Origin of the sequence: Ornithinibacillus scapharcae TW25 (genome assembly GCF_000190475.1) — a bacterium.
Lineage (GTDB): Bacteria > Bacillota > Bacilli > Bacillales > Amphibacillaceae > Ornithinibacillus > Ornithinibacillus scapharcae.
In genome coordinates, this window is the sequence record NZ_AEWH01000065.1 from 1 (window position 1) to 15,225 (window position 15,225).

Consider the following 15,225-nt stretch of genomic DNA (forward strand, 5'->3'; position numbering starts at 1 on the left):
AAAAATAAGTAACTTACCTATTCTGTAGTTGTAATTCTATTTTTTATATAGTTCACTTTACCACTTTCGCAACTATTTAATTTTAAACTTTTTGATCGAATTGTTTAGAGAATCCGCAAGTTCTGTCAGACTTTCCGCACTACCGGCAATCTCTTCCATTGCACTGGAGGACTGTTGTACGGATGCAGATGTCTGTTCTACTCCTGCGGAGGACTCCTCTGCAATTGCAGCAATTTCATCGATGGACAGGCTTATCTTTTCACTAGTTGTCGTAATTCCAACGAGGCTATCAGATATTCCTTTAATCTGCTTTTCAATTTCATTAACCGCAACATTGATTTGATCAAACGTTTCGCCAGTAACCCTAATTTGGTCCGTCCCTTTTTCCACCTGTTCATAACTTTTTTGGAGAGCATCAGCAACACCTACCGATTCGCTTTGTACCCCCTCTACAATATGGCTAATATCAGTAACAGAAGCAGTTACTTGTTCTGCCAACTTTCGCACTTCATTCGCAACTACTGCGAATCCAGTTCCATGTTCACCAGCTCTTGCAGCTTCTATAGCTGCATTTAATGCCAATAGATTTGTTTGTTCTGCAATACCTTTAATAACTATTACCAGTTCCGAAATTTCAAGGGATTTTTGTTCAAGTCCCTTCACTTTCTCTACAGCAGCTTTCACATCTTCATAAATTTCCTTCATCTGTTCAATAGAGGAATTCATTAACTTTTGACCTTCTGTAGTAAATGTTAATACTTCTACAGAGGATTTTTCTAATACTATTCCACTTTCACTAGCATTTTGAATATTGGATGTAAAGTATTTCATACCCTCGGATATGTCCGATGATGTTGTTGCAAGGGATTCAGAACCTCCTGATAAATCTTCCATCGTTAAGGCAATTTGTCTATTCCCTTCATTAACTTCTAACGCAGACTGAGACAATTCTTCAGATTTTGTATACACATTATTGGATACCTCTGTAGTATAACTGATTAATTCTTTGAGGTTTCGTGACATAACATTAAAAGAGTCCGCAAGATCTTTAACTTCATCTTTAGATTTTACTTTTATTTCTTTAACCGTTAAATCACCATCGGCAATTTTCCGTGCGGAATCATTCAGATTTCTTAGTGGCTTAGATATTGACTGTATTAAATAGTAACTAACTACTAGTACAATAACCAATGCTATCGAAGCCAACACAATACTTAATAGCCTACCATTATTATAAATACTCTTACTCTCATTTACTGCTCGCTCTCCGCCAGCAGTGTTTAACTCTATAAGCTCATCTAAAATAATTTGAATCTTATCATATTGTTCTTGACCGTCGTGAATTAAAATTCTAGCTTCTTCGAGATTATTCGTTCTACCTGATTGTTTAATTCTCTCATGTATACTAAGATACACATTCCATTCATTTATAAATCCTGTTAATAATTGATCTTCTTTTTCAGAAGATACTGAGTTTCTATAGGATTCCACTTCTTTATTTATTTCTTCTAGCGTGTTACTCATATTTAATTCTAGTTCATCCATTTCTTGTTCCATCTCAACCAATAAGTACTCTAACTCCAACGCTAAAACATGCTCTGTCAAATAATTGATTTGATCAATATCTTGAATCCCTTTCATCCATTGTGTATTAACCTCTTCCGTTTTTCACTAATATTACTCAAATTATTAATACCTGTTATTACTAAAGCAATCATTAGTACAATAACTAGAATAAACGAAAAATATATTTTCTTCCCAATCGTGAATCTCATTAAATCTATCCGCCTCCGCCAAATTAGTAATTTCTAGACATCTCTGTCGATTTTTGTAGAAATATGGATAGATTATATCACGTATCAATCACAAAAAATCCATAAAAAAACTGGGAATTATTGGCATAATTGCTCTCTAACTCCCTTTTTTAATACGTTGAAATTAATATATAATCACTTACTTAAGCAAATCTGTAAATCTTTGCAAAGGATCTAGTGAAACAATATTATGATTACATACTTCACTATCCCTACAAATGTAATTTCCTTTCTTACTATAAGTCCCTTGTACTTCCCCTTTTTTCTTTGTTAGAAACAATCCCACTTCCTCAAATCCATTACAAATCACACAAATTCCCTTTTGCCTACTCGAATCAAAGGAACCATGTAACCCTATTGGTTTCCCATTAGCATTTATCACGATAAATTTCTGATTGGTACTGTAATCCGTCCAGCTAAGGTAACAAATCTCCTGTAAATCCAGATCCTTCTCCTTGGGTACTTTCAGCTTTTTCACTTTAGGAAATAATTTTGCTATCCTCTGTTCCGTGTAAGCAAAGGGAATAACATATTGTTTTAAAGGGATTAAGAACTGATCTGCTTTTTCTTTATCATCAATTTCAGGTATTTGTTTTAGTATGTGTTCTTGCTCCGCTGTCATGTCAGGAAATAATGCACACACTCTCTCAAAAGCCATTGATTTTATTGTGCTTCGTACTCGGTGATCATTGGAAGTGGATTGAGCATTAACTATATTCTGCACTTGCCTTTTGATGAAATTATATTGGTCCACCCGGATAAAGGCTTCCATGATATCACTCCAAACATTGTTAAGTTCCCTTATAGTGTAAACGAAATCACGACATGCTGAATAGGTTAGAAATGATTAGAGAATGAACTATACCGAAATACAAGGGTGTGGAGAGTTTGCCATGCGGGGGTGGTGAGCGGGATAGGAGGGTGTTCCAGAGAGAAACTTACGACCAGTTTACTGTAACATCGTTCCTGTATTAATAAACATACGCCCGTTTTGTGTGAATTTAGTCCCTGCACCCTAAAATATAAGCCCGCTTTACAAAAACATTGTCCTTAGACAAAAAAACATACTCCCAATCAGCGTGATCATCGTCGTCTGGGAGCATGTTATATAACATAAAACCATTATTTAGAATAGAGAATCTTCCTAATTGTATCTGGTGCCAAATAATACTTCTCCACTAATTCATCTACGGAACAGCCATTTTTATAGGCTTCTTTAATAGATGCATTTCTTTCAGAAATGGTCTTTCTAGCTCCAGAACTCGATCCCCAACTCTGATAATTTGATTTCACTTTTGGGATATAAATCGTTTCACCTTGGATATATTTTTGAATTTCCTTAATTAACTCTTCTGGTAATATTGACTTTGCTTTTATATCGCTCATTATAGACAGCTCCTTATTCTTCAATCTTAAATAAGGTGCAAAGCCTATAATTATTTAGGCGAATAGGATTCAAAAGCCCATGCAAAGATTCGCCTGCATATTATAAGGCTTTGCATGAGTAGCTACTAGTATGAGACATCTGATATGTCATTTTTATCACCTGCTTTTTTACGAAATGAAAAAACATCTCATTCCTACTGTAATAGAAATATTATTATATTTCAATTTAAGAATTTCTATTTTTATCGGTACTAATAAATCTACCTTCAACTTGCCATCTGGATCGTCTGAAGGGTTGTTCAGGCTAAATTCTAGGTTATATCTTTCATCATCTGGAATATACACGCTATTTGGCAACCATTCACCAAACATATATTGATAAGCGAAATTTAATTTTTCTGGTGTATCATAGAAAGGGTATAGTGCATACAGCCCACCATCTAACTTTTTAAAATTTATTTCTTTATGCTTTTCTTTATCAAAACCCTCTGGAATAGTAACACAGGCATCATGACGACAATTAGAATCTTCTACAAAATTAGGATCATCCAAAGAAATACCAATAAATGATTGATGTGGAGGAAAGAGGCCATTTTCAATAGCCCATTGCATCAAACTCATCCAGTGGTCCTGCGGTTCGAAATAGCTACCAGTTCGTCTAATATAGGCTACCTCATACGCTGGCAATTGTTTTACTTCAATGTTCACCATATCCATCCCCTTCATAATTTGAAATCCGTTACAGTTAAAGCTGAATTTCACTTTTATTTTAACATAAAATTCCATCTATTGCGTTAATTTATTTGCATGAAGAAGGCTTATAAAAAGCTCTTTCGCCATCCTAAGGAATTGCCATCATACCTAACGGAGATTGATAATACATTTAATTCAAATGCTTTTGATTTATATAGAAAAAAAGACTAAATCAACTTAATGATTTAGTCTTTATGATAGCCCGATTTATTCATATTTGCTTCCAAGAAGATTCAGGTCGTCTTTATAGAGATTATAGAGAATCTTCTGCCGACACCACTAATTTCGTAATATAAAAACTTCCGCTAATTCGTTTCACAGTATAGGTCACCGTTTGTTCTACGGTTTTCTCGGAATTATCATTCCAATCATAGATAGCATACTGCTCCCAGACAACCGCTTCATAGGTATCCTTATCAATGCCTTCTACAGATAAAATCTCGTAATCTAAGATTTCTTCTTCGATAAGGTTATCATACATTTCCGTTACAAACTCTACTTGCTGTTGGTATATATCGCTACCTTCATCAATATAGTAACCAAGATTGTAGGTGTCACCGAAATTAATCGCATTAATATAGGTTGGTAAATAACCATTAATCAGACTATTCACCGCTTCAATATCTTGCTGGTAAACAATATCCTGAACATATTGATCCGCTTCTTCTTTTGAAGATTTCGTTGCAGAATAGGCTTCATCGCCCTGACTCATTGTTAACACATCATCAACCATAGAGATGGTAAAAGCATCATATTCTGATGAAATATCCATCGATTGATAACCAGCATTATCAATCATGTAATGATACGTTTCGCTAGTTAAATAGTCTTGGATGCTACCGTCTTTTTTGATTTCTATGAAAAGCGACTCGTATCCATTATCCATTTTCCAAAATCCAGCAATATCGTCAAATCCTAGCGTATTGCTAAAAACGATTTGGTTTTGGTAATAAGCTGTGGAATACTTATTCAAATCCTCCATTACAACCTCAGGGTCCTCTAGCTCCTTCATTAGGTGTAACGTATCATCATCTGTAGCAAACACAATATTCCCAAAATAGAAGGCAAACTGCTGAATGTCACTCTCGATTTTTGTTTTATTAACAAATAATTCATGATCCTTATTCAAGTACACAACGTCACCATTATATACTTGATACTCATAAATATCGGATGCGATCTTTTCTTTCTCATCTTTACTAGTTAGCTTATATAAGTTTGTGTCCTCATCCATGAAGTACAACGTACCATCGATGAATTGGAAGGTAGTAACATCACTAGCTAATTTAGTTGATCCATCATCTTTCAGCTTTTTCTCATAAAGATTTCCATCATAATTAACATAATAGAATGTTTCATCAGCATACTCAGCGTCAAAAACTTCATCCGCGATTTGTTCTGTCGTTACATCACTACCAGATACTTTACTCGTATTTAGTTGTTTATTTCCATCCCCATCATATACCAGATAAATTAGACTATTATCCGTATATCGAATGAAAGTTGGATCTACTTCCTCACCTGATACTTTAATACTTTCTTCCCCGGCTTTTTGATAATAGAGCATGTAGTCATCATTAAGGTAAACTATGTCGCCCTTTTGATTTAAAAGCTGAAAATAAGTAACTTCACTTGCTATATCATTTTCCTGTCTTGATTCCATATCATACACAGAAAAGTCACCATCATTATCAGAGTAATATATTTTCTTATCCAGAATATCCATATGGTAGACGTCTGATGCTATTTTTTCCTCTTTACCGTCATGAATAATATATAAGTCAGACTCACTATTTTGATAGGTAATCAAATCATCGCTGTAGTTTCCATTAAAAATAAAAACATCATCAGCAAGCTTTACTTTTTCCTTCCCTTTTTGATATTCATAAAGCTTATTCTCAACATCGATAAATAACACTTTATTTTTATCATTTAAATACGTATAGCTATACTGTTTAACACCCTCGGAAACCTTTTCTGCCTTCGAATCGGTTGATTGAATGTATAGTTCTCCAATACTCTCGCCATCTTCATTTACATAGCTTTCTTTATAAAGTAAAAAGCTATGATTTACTTTATCAGGTTCTGTATCTTTAGAAGCGTTCGACCCAGAATCTGTACAACCTGCTATCAATAAGATTATTAAAATAAATAGAATACTAGATAATACCCCGTGTTTCTTCAAACTAATATGTCCCCCTTTTTCTGTAAAAAGCCTTAGTAATTATATCATGATTTTCAGAAAATAATAGGAGAAATTACCTACGCACTTGTATTTCTAATAAAAAAGTTCTAGTTGGTTAGAATTAAAAAGAGTACTATCACATTTACGTGAAGTACTCTTACTGTCTACTGATTCATAGCATTGGTTTTAAACTCGTCATATTTTTGATTAAATTCTTCTTCTGTTACTTCGCGAAACAGCAGTTTTTCATCCGTTAACCAAAATGATAAATCAAAGCTCTCTACCGAATCATGGAATCTTCCTTCTAGTAAAGTAGACACCCCATCAACATCAGTATATAACTTTAATATTAGCCCATCGGATATTCCATTCATAGGGTACCTTGTTTCTTTGTAAGGCTGATTTTCATCTTCAGTTCTTTCCATCAGAAGCAATTCAGCCGTAACCTCTCCTTGAAGTAGCGCTTCGTCAATCCTTAGGAATAACTGATATGGTTTGTTATCTTCTGCGTATAAATAACCGTAGACACTGGTAAAGTCTGATACAAATTTAGCAATTCGATCCTTTTCCTTCTTTTCCATATGGTACAGGGCATCATCTAAATCTGCTTGTATGGCCTCTTGCTGCTCAGTAAGTTCTTCAATCGTAACAAGCCTTAGTTGCTTGCTACCTTCTTCACCAGGTATATCCAAAGACAACTTAGAATCAACTAGATTCGCTTTGACTTCTATCGTTTTCTTGTCTTGTTTTAATGTGAATGTATATCCAGCTTCTGTCTCTTCTCCTGCCAGTGTAAACTCGTTTTCTTCCATATAAGGCACTTGCCCTACCTCTTCTACTACTTTCTTCTGATATAACTTGCCATTTACCTTGTCATGTTGGCTCGTTAACTCTAACCAAGTAAGGTGACCTCTTTCTCTGTAAAGATAAACCGCTTCTTCCTCTTGCTTTTCAGGTAATAACCACCATAACAATAAAATAATCAGCATCCCCGAAAATAAGATTAGAACCCATTTTTTTAATTTACTCATTACGCTCTCTCCCTTAATAGGAATTTAGAATGTATTGCTATTCATTAAAAGTTATGTATGACCTGTAAATGTATACTAAAGACATCATATACACTATTCAAGAAAATAAATAGGACTATATAGACTATTTTGTTTGATTGACAATTTATTTTATCAGCTATATATTTTATAAAATGAAATATATATAGGTGGGATAACATGGAAGATGGAAATGTACAACATATTGACCTTATCCATAACATTATAGAAGAGATGTTAGAAATTCAGACGAGGTCCCAAAAATTCGTCACTCGTATTACTGCAGGAGAATCATTATCACAATCTCATTTAGTTTTACTCTTCCAACTAAAGAAGCAAGGGAGTATGAAAGCAACAGATATTGCGGAATTCCTACATGTTACTCCAGGCGCAGTGACATCCATATGCGATAAACTAGAGAGCCAATCTTATATTGAGCGTACAAAGGATCCGAAAGATAGGCGTATTGTAAAAATGATTCTTACCGCTAAGGGTGAACAAAAAATTAAGGAGTTATTTAGTAAATTTCCTACAGACGAGATTGAAAAAATGGCGACCACACTTTTTCAAGTAAGACAATTAATGTCCAATATTATGTAACAATGTCCTTATGCATAAAGTTAAGGGGCATTTTTTTATTGACTTTTTAGTTTAATCACTATATATTTTAATCATTAAAATATATAGTGATTAAAATATATGGGGAGAGGATTCTAATTGGCTATTGGAAATTCAATCAACAGTAAAAAGATAACTAAAACTAGTGGGTTAGTTAAAGAGGAATTAGTTGGATACTATAAGGTAGGAGTTAACGGTACCGTCACGTTTCGGAAACAGGTAGAAAGTATAACTATTTCAATCTTTGGTAGTGCAAGGTTTCTGACGAATACGATTGTGGAAAAGTTACACTCCAAAGGGACCTCCAGTTTTAATCGGTTGCAAGCAAACGAAATGGTTAACATAGGCTCCCTTACATTAAAAGAAGGTACAGTCAAAAAAGTTGAGAGTAAAGGATACCTATCGATACAAGAAGGAATCATCTCAGATAGTTTTATCGCTAGAGGGGTTGTACGTGCAGGGGTCGTGAAATCAAACTATATGCTGCTTTCCATGACTGGTAAATGTGATATAGAAACCATACAAAGTAATCATATTGAAGTTAGCCAAGAAAATAGAGGTTGGTCCTTAACCAAAAAACGTTTAAACTGCAAAACAATTGTAAGTAAAAAAATTAAGCTCCATTCAACTACAGCACCCTACATACAAGGCGCTTCCATTGAGATAGGACCTAACTGTGAAATAGATGAACTCCATTATACAGATAACTACAACATACACCCATCATCAAAAGTAAACTCGATAATCAAAATGTAAGGGACAAGGAGTTCCTTGTCCCGAAGGTTTAACACCAATTTATCTCACCATGATCTATTCCTTCTAGCTAGCAGTATTCGCAATCATCTGAGGAAACAAAGAAACGATATACTTCGTAATATTTCTCGAACTCTGGTATTACGCATATTGTTTGATATCCTTCTACAAATGATGGCCAGTTTTTCATCAGTAATACATTCATTCAAGATGACTAACCCTAACTCTCTTGGAACTATTACATACGCATCTAAATCTACCTTAGCATTTATCCTCGCTATTGCTTGGTCATCATCCACCCCAAAGACAAATTGATTTCCTGAGGTATCCGCCATAATCAATGAAAATGTTTGATGTGGCTCAAATTCCTCCTTCTTCCTTTCCATGTATTCTTCGTAGTTAAGGACAGAATTTTACCAGACTGTTTAGCTTCTGTTCACTCAGTGCCCCTTGAACTAAGCTATCACTTCTTATGCCTTCGAAGTACGGCTTCTCTATAATCGAAAAAAAGCACCCAATACATAATAGTATCCAGTGCTTTTTATCTCTTTGTGAAATCACATTAACCGCTTATAGAAACATAGCCTCTTGCTAAACTTGACTGTCCCCTTGGATAATAATTAGAAGGGTCCAATTTTGTTCGCCCCGTCTGTAAACCACCTTCTGAACGAACCCTAAAAACTTCTGGATGTATTCCACCAACTAAATGTTTTCTAACGGAGAGCATAACATATCCTTTACCTGTATAATGATGCTCTACATGATTTACAGTTCCTAATACAGACCCACTATGGATTGGAACAGACTTTCCACTAGCTGAATCTAAGAATCCTAGTTCTACTTGTGAGAAAGCAGCACTCACATTAGAAGCTAGTATAAAAGAAGTTAGTAAACCAAAGATCACAGTATGGATTTTTTTCTTCAAGTTAACCACCTCCTTTCAATTTGTTATATATAAAAGTATTTAAATATAGTAAAAAACAACCACTTCTTGTAGATTTTAATATTCTTTTAAATACTGATAGTATATTTTCTTCCTTAATCTTCTCGTCAGGTTGTGATTAGTTTTTCTTTAATAAAGTGCCAAAGAATAAAAATGGTTTGTATCCCCATGATTAGATTGGTGCTTTTCTAGATCTAATTACAATTTATTGGTTTGGCACCTAAACTGATGAGATGATTTGAAAATATTATTTAAAATTATCACCATTGTTCTTTGATTTCCAGTAATTTACAATGGATTTCAAAAAGGACGGAATAGTAATGAGCAACCAACTATGTTATAATTTTCTTTAATTTCACATTTATTAGTGCGATGGTTTGTCATCTTATAGTTTAATATCAATTTCAGGAGGCATAATATTTATGAATAATACTACACTTCTAAGGGTTTTTCGTTCAGTTTACTTCGTTATAACGGGAATAATAGTAATACCTCTTGCCACTTTTTTTGCCTCTGGAGGTATTGGTGAAAATTATTCAGGAACCGAATTCCCGGCTCCTGCATACTTATGGTTAATTGCTATCTGGATTATAGGTTTAATATTACACTTTAAGAAATTGTGGTTAGGAGTTATTATAGCGATCATACCAGTGATATATTTTGGTGTATTATTTATCAATGCCGGTTTTAGTTAATACCGGCATTGATATCTATTTATACGTATTAGCAAGAAGAACACATTACAGCACGAACAATAGTTTTTGCAGCCGTGTTTGTAGATAACGCAGCCTGATTACACAACCTGCTATCACAATAACAGTTCTTATATGATACACCCCGTGTATGATAACAACAATCATGTGATTTACATACACTATCTAAATAGTTAATTCCTATTTTTGAATTAGAATCACATGCAATTTTTCCACCACAGCTCTGGCCACAGTAAATGTAACCACCATATAAACATCCTGTCCAAGCCGGAGGAACTGATTGAGTTTGTTTCATATCCTTGAGCATTCCTGGATAATAGTCCGAAGAAATCGGAATAAGTTCAGAATCATCTTTCGAATCGTTGGCACCCAATGTTTCTAACTTTTTTAAGTCTTCCAAGAGAACTTCACTTTTTTGGACTTCCCCATTTACTAAATTAAAAGCGACTTTTTTATCCCCTACAATGATTTGTCCATCAGCAATTAATCGGGTTTGTTTATCTTCTGCTCTAAAGATAGCATTAACTTCAACATTTTCAGAAAACTTGAGTAGAATGCTTTTGACATTTGCTAGAGTATCATAGTACTCAACGTCAAATTTCAGGTTAAGAGAAGTGTCAAAACTGTTTTCATCAAAGAATTTCTCCTCTTTCATAGCAGCTAGTAAGCTCTTGAATTCGCTAGAGTTGTATAACTCCTTAACTATTTCCCTTTCTTCTTCATTATTTAACCAATTACCTATTGCTCTCATAAAGCCCAACTCCTTTTTTGTATTTGTTATATAAAGTGTATTTACGAAAAAAAAAACAACTATCGCAAGATAATTGTTTAATCTGAGTGGAAAACCGCCCCCTCAGTTTATTTTTTTTATATATAGTAAGTATATAAATAATATAGAAATTGTAATTAAGTTAAGTGAATTATAACTATATTCTGCTGCGAAAATCTCAATATAATAAAGAAAGGGATTTATGATTGGAATTAATTGTCCTTTACTAGCGATATTAAATAAGATAAAAATAATATAGATTGTTATTGCTGTATCAACAGATTTAGAAAAACTTAATAACAATGCACCGAATAATACAAAGAATATAATTTGAGTAATGGCTAACTTAACTATTTCTATTGATAAATTGAAAGTCAGATACGGAACTGAAATTAAAATGATAGATTTCATAAAAACTATTAACAATAGCGGTGTTACTAAACGAAATCTCTTTGTATATTTAATCACTTCCATTTCTCTAAACTCATTAAAAACATTTATTATCCATACTCCTAGCAAAGGTATTAAAACAAACTGAAATATATTATAAGCAACGTCAAGATTAGAAGTATAATAAAAAAACAAACTTAGAGGAAGGAATAACAAGTAGGATGCCAGATAAGGAGCAGCTGATTTAACATATATCACGGTCTCCTATCACTCCCTAGGGTAAACTGAAGTTTCTCTGTATTACTTATTTCTTTACTACTTGAAGAAACAGAACTCTCTGTAGAAAGTATTCTAACACTATATCCCTCATCTATTTTTGTGAAAGAAAATATTTTTCCCTCTTTTATAAAGTTATTAATCCCTTCTAGATCAGTATAAATTTCTGTTAATTTAAGTTTTGTATTAATTACATCTTGTGTTTTATGAATGGATACTATGTTCCCGTCCTTTAAAGTAAGGATGTTATCGGTAAGTACAGCAAGATCCTCTAGATTATGAGAGCAGATGATTAACTTAACCCCCTTCTCCTTTAATCCATTAAGAAATAGCCTAATACGTAATTGTTCTGTTAGATCTACCCCAGCTGTTGGCTCATCCAGTATTAATACCTTTGGCTTACTTACTAGTGCTTGGCTAAGACCGACTCTCTTAATAGTGCCTCCAGATAAGTGTTTAAGTTTTACCTTTCTGTAAGAAGATAAATTTAACTCCTCTAATAACTCAGATATAATACTTTTTCTTTGTTTCCTATCCTTAAGACCTTTTGATAGCGATATAAAGGTGAGATTATCTTCCACAGTATAGTCTTGAAAACCGTGAAAATTTTGAGGTAAATATCCAATATAATCTAGATGCTTACGACTCACTTTTGGATCATGATAAATTATTTCACCAGAAGTAGGAGAATCTATCATTGCTAGCAACCTTAATAAAGTAGATTTACCTGCACCATTTTCTCCATAAATACCTAACGAACCAACAAAATCACCATCTACACTGTTTAATATTTGCTTTTTTCCTTTCCTCATATTGATATTTCTAAATGAAATCATTTTATTCCCTCCAAAATTTTCATCAAATCTTTATTAGAAAAATTACCGTTAAGATTTTTTGCAGATTCATACCATTGATATAATAAGTTCTCTAATACATCACTATTTTCAGACCTATTTACAATTGATAGAAGTTTATCAATCGTATCAATCATAGAAGGGTTGGAGATTGATATACTATTTACTATAGTTTCAAAATAATTACTTTCCCTTTTATTCTCTCGAAAATAAACTTCTGAAACAAATGCATCAAAAAGTTGCATCATATCTGGATCATTCCACTCGAACGAATCAGCTTTCCAAGTAAAGGCAGCTGACATACCTATTACCAACTCTTCCAACCTAGCTGGACTTGTAATGCTTCCCTCTTTCATAGTGAAATAAAAGGGATAACTAATAAATAAATGATCATCTAAATGCCAAATATCTTCTTCTATTAAATAATCATTCTTAACGGTTAATGGGAATATAATAATTCTTTTTGGTAGATTAAGATTCTTATTTAAGGTGGAGTTTATGAATCTTATAAATTGTTTTCCCTCATCTTTGATAATTGGTAAGTCTTTTTTTATGTTTATCCAGTTACTAGGTATAACGTATTCATATTCTTGATAATTAACTTTTTCAATATGATTGCTAAATAACGTTATGCCCTTTGATTTACCTATGAATCTTCCGTTAGAATGTTCAATATTACTCAACATCACCTTTTTATGATTCGACTCTATTCGTAAATCATAATGAATGTAATTTTTTGGTTGAGAGGAAGTCCGATGGACAACTCCATCATAAACATTGATAAAGGCTTGACCTACAGTATTAGACGGTAACCATGGGAAAAAACTAGGTAAAAATAGCGATTGTTTATTTACTGGATATAACGGAGATATCTCGCCACTATAAATTAATTTAATTTTGTCATGAGCATCTATTTTTGAGTTAATTGTTATAATGTCAGCATTCCTACTGTATTTCAGTGGGTTCCCTTCCAAATCCGTAATTAAATGTATGACCAAATCATGATACAAGGAAAAAGAATAATTCCTTTCTTTTATACCGGTTTCCTCCAATGACAGTATTAATTCAGCTTTAATTCTCTGTTCATTAATATTAACTGCCCCATTTATTTGTTTTAATGGTAATGGTATAAGAGTGTTTCTAGTATTAGATATTTCCTTGTAATATAGAGGTTCTTTCACTATTGTAGAACCAGGTTCATCACCATGACTAATAATAACCTGCTTTGAAAGTATGGCCTCATAGTGAACATAACCAAGTGTGAATATAAGGATAACCATAAATAGTGTTACTCTTTTATTTATGAATTTGCCGAAAAAGATGCTATACAAGGGGAATATAACTAATGATAAACATAAGATAATAAGGCGCTTTGAAATATTAAATTGGTCTATTGGCAAACCATATAAGGGATGGTACGGAAACGTCGGATTATGATGAAATAAACTAATATATTGATAGAATTCATCATTTATAAATGTATCACCTAACGGGCCTAAGATACTTGCCAATAAGATCAGCGGAATATACACTAGATTTCGCTTCCAAATCATATGTATTGTCATTCCGATTATTCCTGATATTAAGAATGGAAGTTCCCAATAGATAAAGATAAATTCCATTACTTCATTAATATCCATTGGCATACCAGTACTGAACATTGGAATTATTATTGCTATAAAGAATATAAAATTATAAGCAACACTTAGAATAGCTATAAAACAAACATTACGAAACCATGATATTAAAGGAGTTTCTACTGTATACTCCCTCTTATTTAGTAAAACCTTCGACGCTAGAACCCCGTATATCATAAATAGAAATATACCTACTTGAACAAATGTTGATGACATTATTAGCGAATTAGCTGGCTCAAAAACAGTTTCGTTATAAAAGAATTGGTAACAGTTATATACCAAAGCCATAAATAGGATCACTAAAGTTACCATTATTGTTCGGTGATTGAATTTAATAATATAGAAAATGCTTTGCATGATATACTCACACCTTATTTACTTTTTAATTGCATAAACTTTCATTTCTTGACCATATCTTCGCAATGTTTTTTTATTCTATTAGATGCAGAAGCTGCATCCTGAACTAATTCATATAATAATTCTTTATCTTCATCAGATAGATTATTATTTGATAAACAGTTGCTATAAAAATGCAATGCCTCCCTAGATTTACAAAAACAAGCCATTAGACTCTCCAAATTCATAATTTCCCCCTCCATATTTACTTTATTGAATCTTTAATAACGTTACTGAGCTGGACTATCACATTTTCCAATTTATCTATTTTCTTTTCAAACCTAATAAACAAATAAAATGTCATAACAATGGGAAATCCGAAATTGCTAACTGCTGATATCCCAATAGGTATAGCCTCCATTAGCCTATATATTCCCCTTTCCATGTTATTAAAGGTGACTAGTTTTGGTTTTAGCCACTGATCCAAAACTATGAATGCCCATAATATAGAAAGAGAATCCATGACTCATATGAACAACCTTTAATAGAAAATTTTTAGTAAAAAACTTAAAAAAACAAAACAAAAAATAGAACATTTGTTCTTATTGGTTTATAATTAACGTGAAAAATTCACTTTTATTTAGTAAATAGGGTAAAAATGACAAAAATAAAAGAGGGGTCGGTGAATTTTTTGCAAAATATAGATTATAAAAAGATGGAGGATTTTCTCACAGAGAACGAAAGTTGTA

Annotated in this window: 15 protein-coding genes and 1 pseudogene; 3 read left to right on the forward strand and 13 right to left on the reverse strand. The window is 33.0% G+C overall.

Going from position 1 to position 15,225, the window contains the following annotated elements:
• Window positions 1–72 precede the first annotated feature (72 nt).
• The 7 genes and pseudogenes from G5W_RS24575 to G5W_RS0118220 all read right to left on the reverse strand — a co-directional run bounded on the left by G5W_RS24575 (window position 73) and on the right by G5W_RS0118220 (window position 7,169).
• On the reverse strand, window positions 73–1,023 hold the full coding sequence (locus tag G5W_RS24575; RefSeq protein ID WP_337445693.1) for a methyl-accepting chemotaxis protein: 951 nt from the start codon (window positions 1,021–1,023) through the stop codon (window positions 73–75).
• Window positions 1,015–1,653, reverse strand: a pseudogene (locus G5W_RS24580) (MCP four helix bundle domain-containing protein); the annotation flags it as partial. The gene G5W_RS24575 and the pseudogene G5W_RS24580, both read right to left, overlap by 9 nt.
• A 300-nt stretch (window positions 1,654–1,953) precedes the next feature.
• Window positions 1,954–2,586, reverse strand: coding sequence for a FusB/FusC family EF-G-binding protein (locus G5W_RS0118200; RefSeq protein WP_010098892.1), 633 nt, complete (start codon window positions 2,584–2,586; stop codon window positions 1,954–1,956).
• A gap of 350 nt (window positions 2,587–2,936) precedes the next feature.
• A complete protein-coding gene (locus G5W_RS0118205) occupies window positions 2,937–3,200 on the reverse strand; it encodes a CD3324 family protein (protein WP_010098893.1) in 264 nt (87 codons plus the stop codon).
• 168 nt (window positions 3,201–3,368) lie between these two features.
• Window positions 3,369–3,911, reverse strand: coding sequence for an AraC family transcriptional regulator (locus G5W_RS21605; protein ID WP_010098894.1), 543 nt, complete (start codon window positions 3,909–3,911; stop codon window positions 3,369–3,371).
• A 295-nt stretch (window positions 3,912–4,206) separates the two neighbouring features.
• Window positions 4,207–6,138, reverse strand: coding sequence for a TcaA NTF2-like domain-containing protein (locus tag G5W_RS0118215; RefSeq protein WP_010098896.1), 1,932 nt, complete (start codon window positions 6,136–6,138; stop codon window positions 4,207–4,209).
• 164 nt (window positions 6,139–6,302) lie between these two features.
• The gene (locus tag G5W_RS0118220) at window positions 6,303–7,169 is read right to left on the reverse strand and encodes a hypothetical protein (RefSeq protein WP_010098897.1); all 867 of its coding nucleotides are present in this window, start codon (window positions 7,167–7,169) and stop codon (window positions 6,303–6,305) included.
• 198 nt (window positions 7,170–7,367) lie between these two features.
• Here G5W_RS0118220 and G5W_RS0118225 point away from each other — a divergent pair, with 198 nt between their 5' ends.
• Together G5W_RS0118225 and G5W_RS0118230 are read left to right on the forward strand one after the other, a co-directional pair.
• The gene (locus tag G5W_RS0118225) at window positions 7,368–7,787 is read left to right on the forward strand and encodes a MarR family winged helix-turn-helix transcriptional regulator (RefSeq protein ID WP_010098898.1); all 420 of its coding nucleotides are present in this window, start codon (window positions 7,368–7,370) and stop codon (window positions 7,785–7,787) included.
• 117 nt (window positions 7,788–7,904) lie between these two features.
• Entirely contained in the window at window positions 7,905–8,561 is a 657-nt protein-coding gene (locus G5W_RS0118230) for a hypothetical protein (RefSeq protein ID WP_010098899.1), read from the forward strand.
• 83 nt (window positions 8,562–8,644) lie between these two features.
• Here G5W_RS0118230 and G5W_RS0118235 read toward each other — a convergent pair whose 3' ends face one another.
• The gene (locus G5W_RS0118235; RefSeq protein ID WP_010098901.1) at window positions 8,645–8,944 is read right to left on the reverse strand and encodes a hypothetical protein; all 300 of its coding nucleotides are present in this window, start codon (window positions 8,942–8,944) and stop codon (window positions 8,645–8,647) included.
• A 176-nt stretch (window positions 8,945–9,120) separates the two neighbouring features.
• A complete protein-coding gene (locus tag G5W_RS0118240) occupies window positions 9,121–9,483 on the reverse strand; it encodes a hypothetical protein (protein ID WP_010098903.1) in 363 nt (120 codons plus the stop codon).
• Window positions 9,484–9,923: 440 nt separating this feature from the next.
• Between G5W_RS0118240 and G5W_RS21610 the strand changes: the two genes are divergently transcribed.
• Window positions 9,924–10,196 (forward strand): hypothetical protein, encoded by a 273-nt coding sequence (locus G5W_RS21610; RefSeq protein WP_010098905.1) that lies wholly within the window; start codon window positions 9,924–9,926, stop codon window positions 10,194–10,196.
• Between the two features lie 28 nt (window positions 10,197–10,224).
• On the opposite strand, the gene G5W_RS0118250 is transcribed toward G5W_RS21610, so the two are convergent.
• From G5W_RS0118250 to G5W_RS24735, 4 genes are all read right to left on the reverse strand, one after another.
• Window positions 10,225–10,965, reverse strand: a complete 741-nt coding sequence (locus G5W_RS0118250; protein ID WP_010098908.1) for a phospholipase A2 family protein — start codon at window positions 10,963–10,965, stop codon at window positions 10,225–10,227.
• 662 nt (window positions 10,966–11,627) lie between these two features.
• Window positions 11,628–12,485 carry an ATP-binding cassette domain-containing protein gene (locus G5W_RS21615; RefSeq protein WP_010098912.1) on the reverse strand — a complete coding sequence of 286 codons (858 nt, stop codon included), beginning with the start codon at window positions 12,483–12,485 and terminating at the stop codon, window positions 11,628–11,630.
• Window positions 12,482–14,497 (reverse strand): hypothetical protein, encoded by a 2,016-nt coding sequence (locus tag G5W_RS0118265; RefSeq protein WP_010098914.1) that lies wholly within the window; start codon window positions 14,495–14,497, stop codon window positions 12,482–12,484. The genes G5W_RS21615 and G5W_RS0118265 overlap by 4 nt, the downstream gene beginning before the upstream one ends.
• A 244-nt stretch (window positions 14,498–14,741) precedes the next feature.
• A complete protein-coding gene (locus tag G5W_RS24735; protein ID WP_010098918.1) occupies window positions 14,742–14,999 on the reverse strand; it encodes a YvrJ family protein in 258 nt (85 codons plus the stop codon).
• Window positions 15,000–15,225 lie beyond the last annotated feature (226 nt).

What these genes read in the sequence shown, in the direction of transcription:
- G5W_RS24575 (WP_337445693.1), bottom strand. Translation starts at nt 1,023, where the DNA reads ATGTCACGAAACCTCAAAGAATTAATCAGTTATACTACAGAGGTATCC.
- G5W_RS0118200 (WP_010098892.1), bottom strand. Translation starts at nt 2,586, where the DNA reads ATGGAAGCCTTTATCCGGGTGGACCAATATAATTTCATCAAAAGGCAA.
- G5W_RS0118205 (WP_010098893.1), bottom strand. Translation starts at nt 3,200, where the DNA reads ATGAGCGATATAAAAGCAAAGTCAATATTACCAGAAGAGTTAATTAAG.
- G5W_RS21605 (WP_010098894.1), bottom strand. Translation starts at nt 3,911, where the DNA reads ATGGTGAACATTGAAGTAAAACAATTGCCAGCGTATGAGGTAGCCTAT.
- G5W_RS0118220 (WP_010098897.1), bottom strand. Translation starts at nt 7,169, where the DNA reads ATGAGTAAATTAAAAAAATGGGTTCTAATCTTATTTTCGGGGATGCTG.
- G5W_RS0118225 (WP_010098898.1), top strand. Translation starts at nt 7,368, where the DNA reads ATGGAAGATGGAAATGTACAACATATTGACCTTATCCATAACATTATA.
- G5W_RS0118235 (WP_010098901.1), bottom strand. Translation starts at nt 8,944, where the DNA reads ATGGAAAGGAAGAAGGAGGAATTTGAGCCACATCAAACATTTTCATTG.
- G5W_RS21610 (WP_010098905.1), top strand. Translation starts at nt 9,924, where the DNA reads ATGAATAATACTACACTTCTAAGGGTTTTTCGTTCAGTTTACTTCGTT.
- G5W_RS0118250 (WP_010098908.1), bottom strand. Translation starts at nt 10,965, where the DNA reads ATGAGAGCAATAGGTAATTGGTTAAATAATGAAGAAGAAAGGGAAATA.
- G5W_RS21615 (WP_010098912.1), bottom strand. Translation starts at nt 12,485, where the DNA reads ATGATTTCATTTAGAAATATCAATATGAGGAAAGGAAAAAAGCAAATA.
- G5W_RS0118265 (WP_010098914.1), bottom strand. Translation starts at nt 14,497, where the DNA reads ATGCAAAGCATTTTCTATATTATTAAATTCAATCACCGAACAATAATG.
- G5W_RS24735 (WP_010098918.1), bottom strand. Translation starts at nt 14,999, where the DNA reads ATGGATTCTCTTTCTATATTATGGGCATTCATAGTTTTGGATCAGTGG.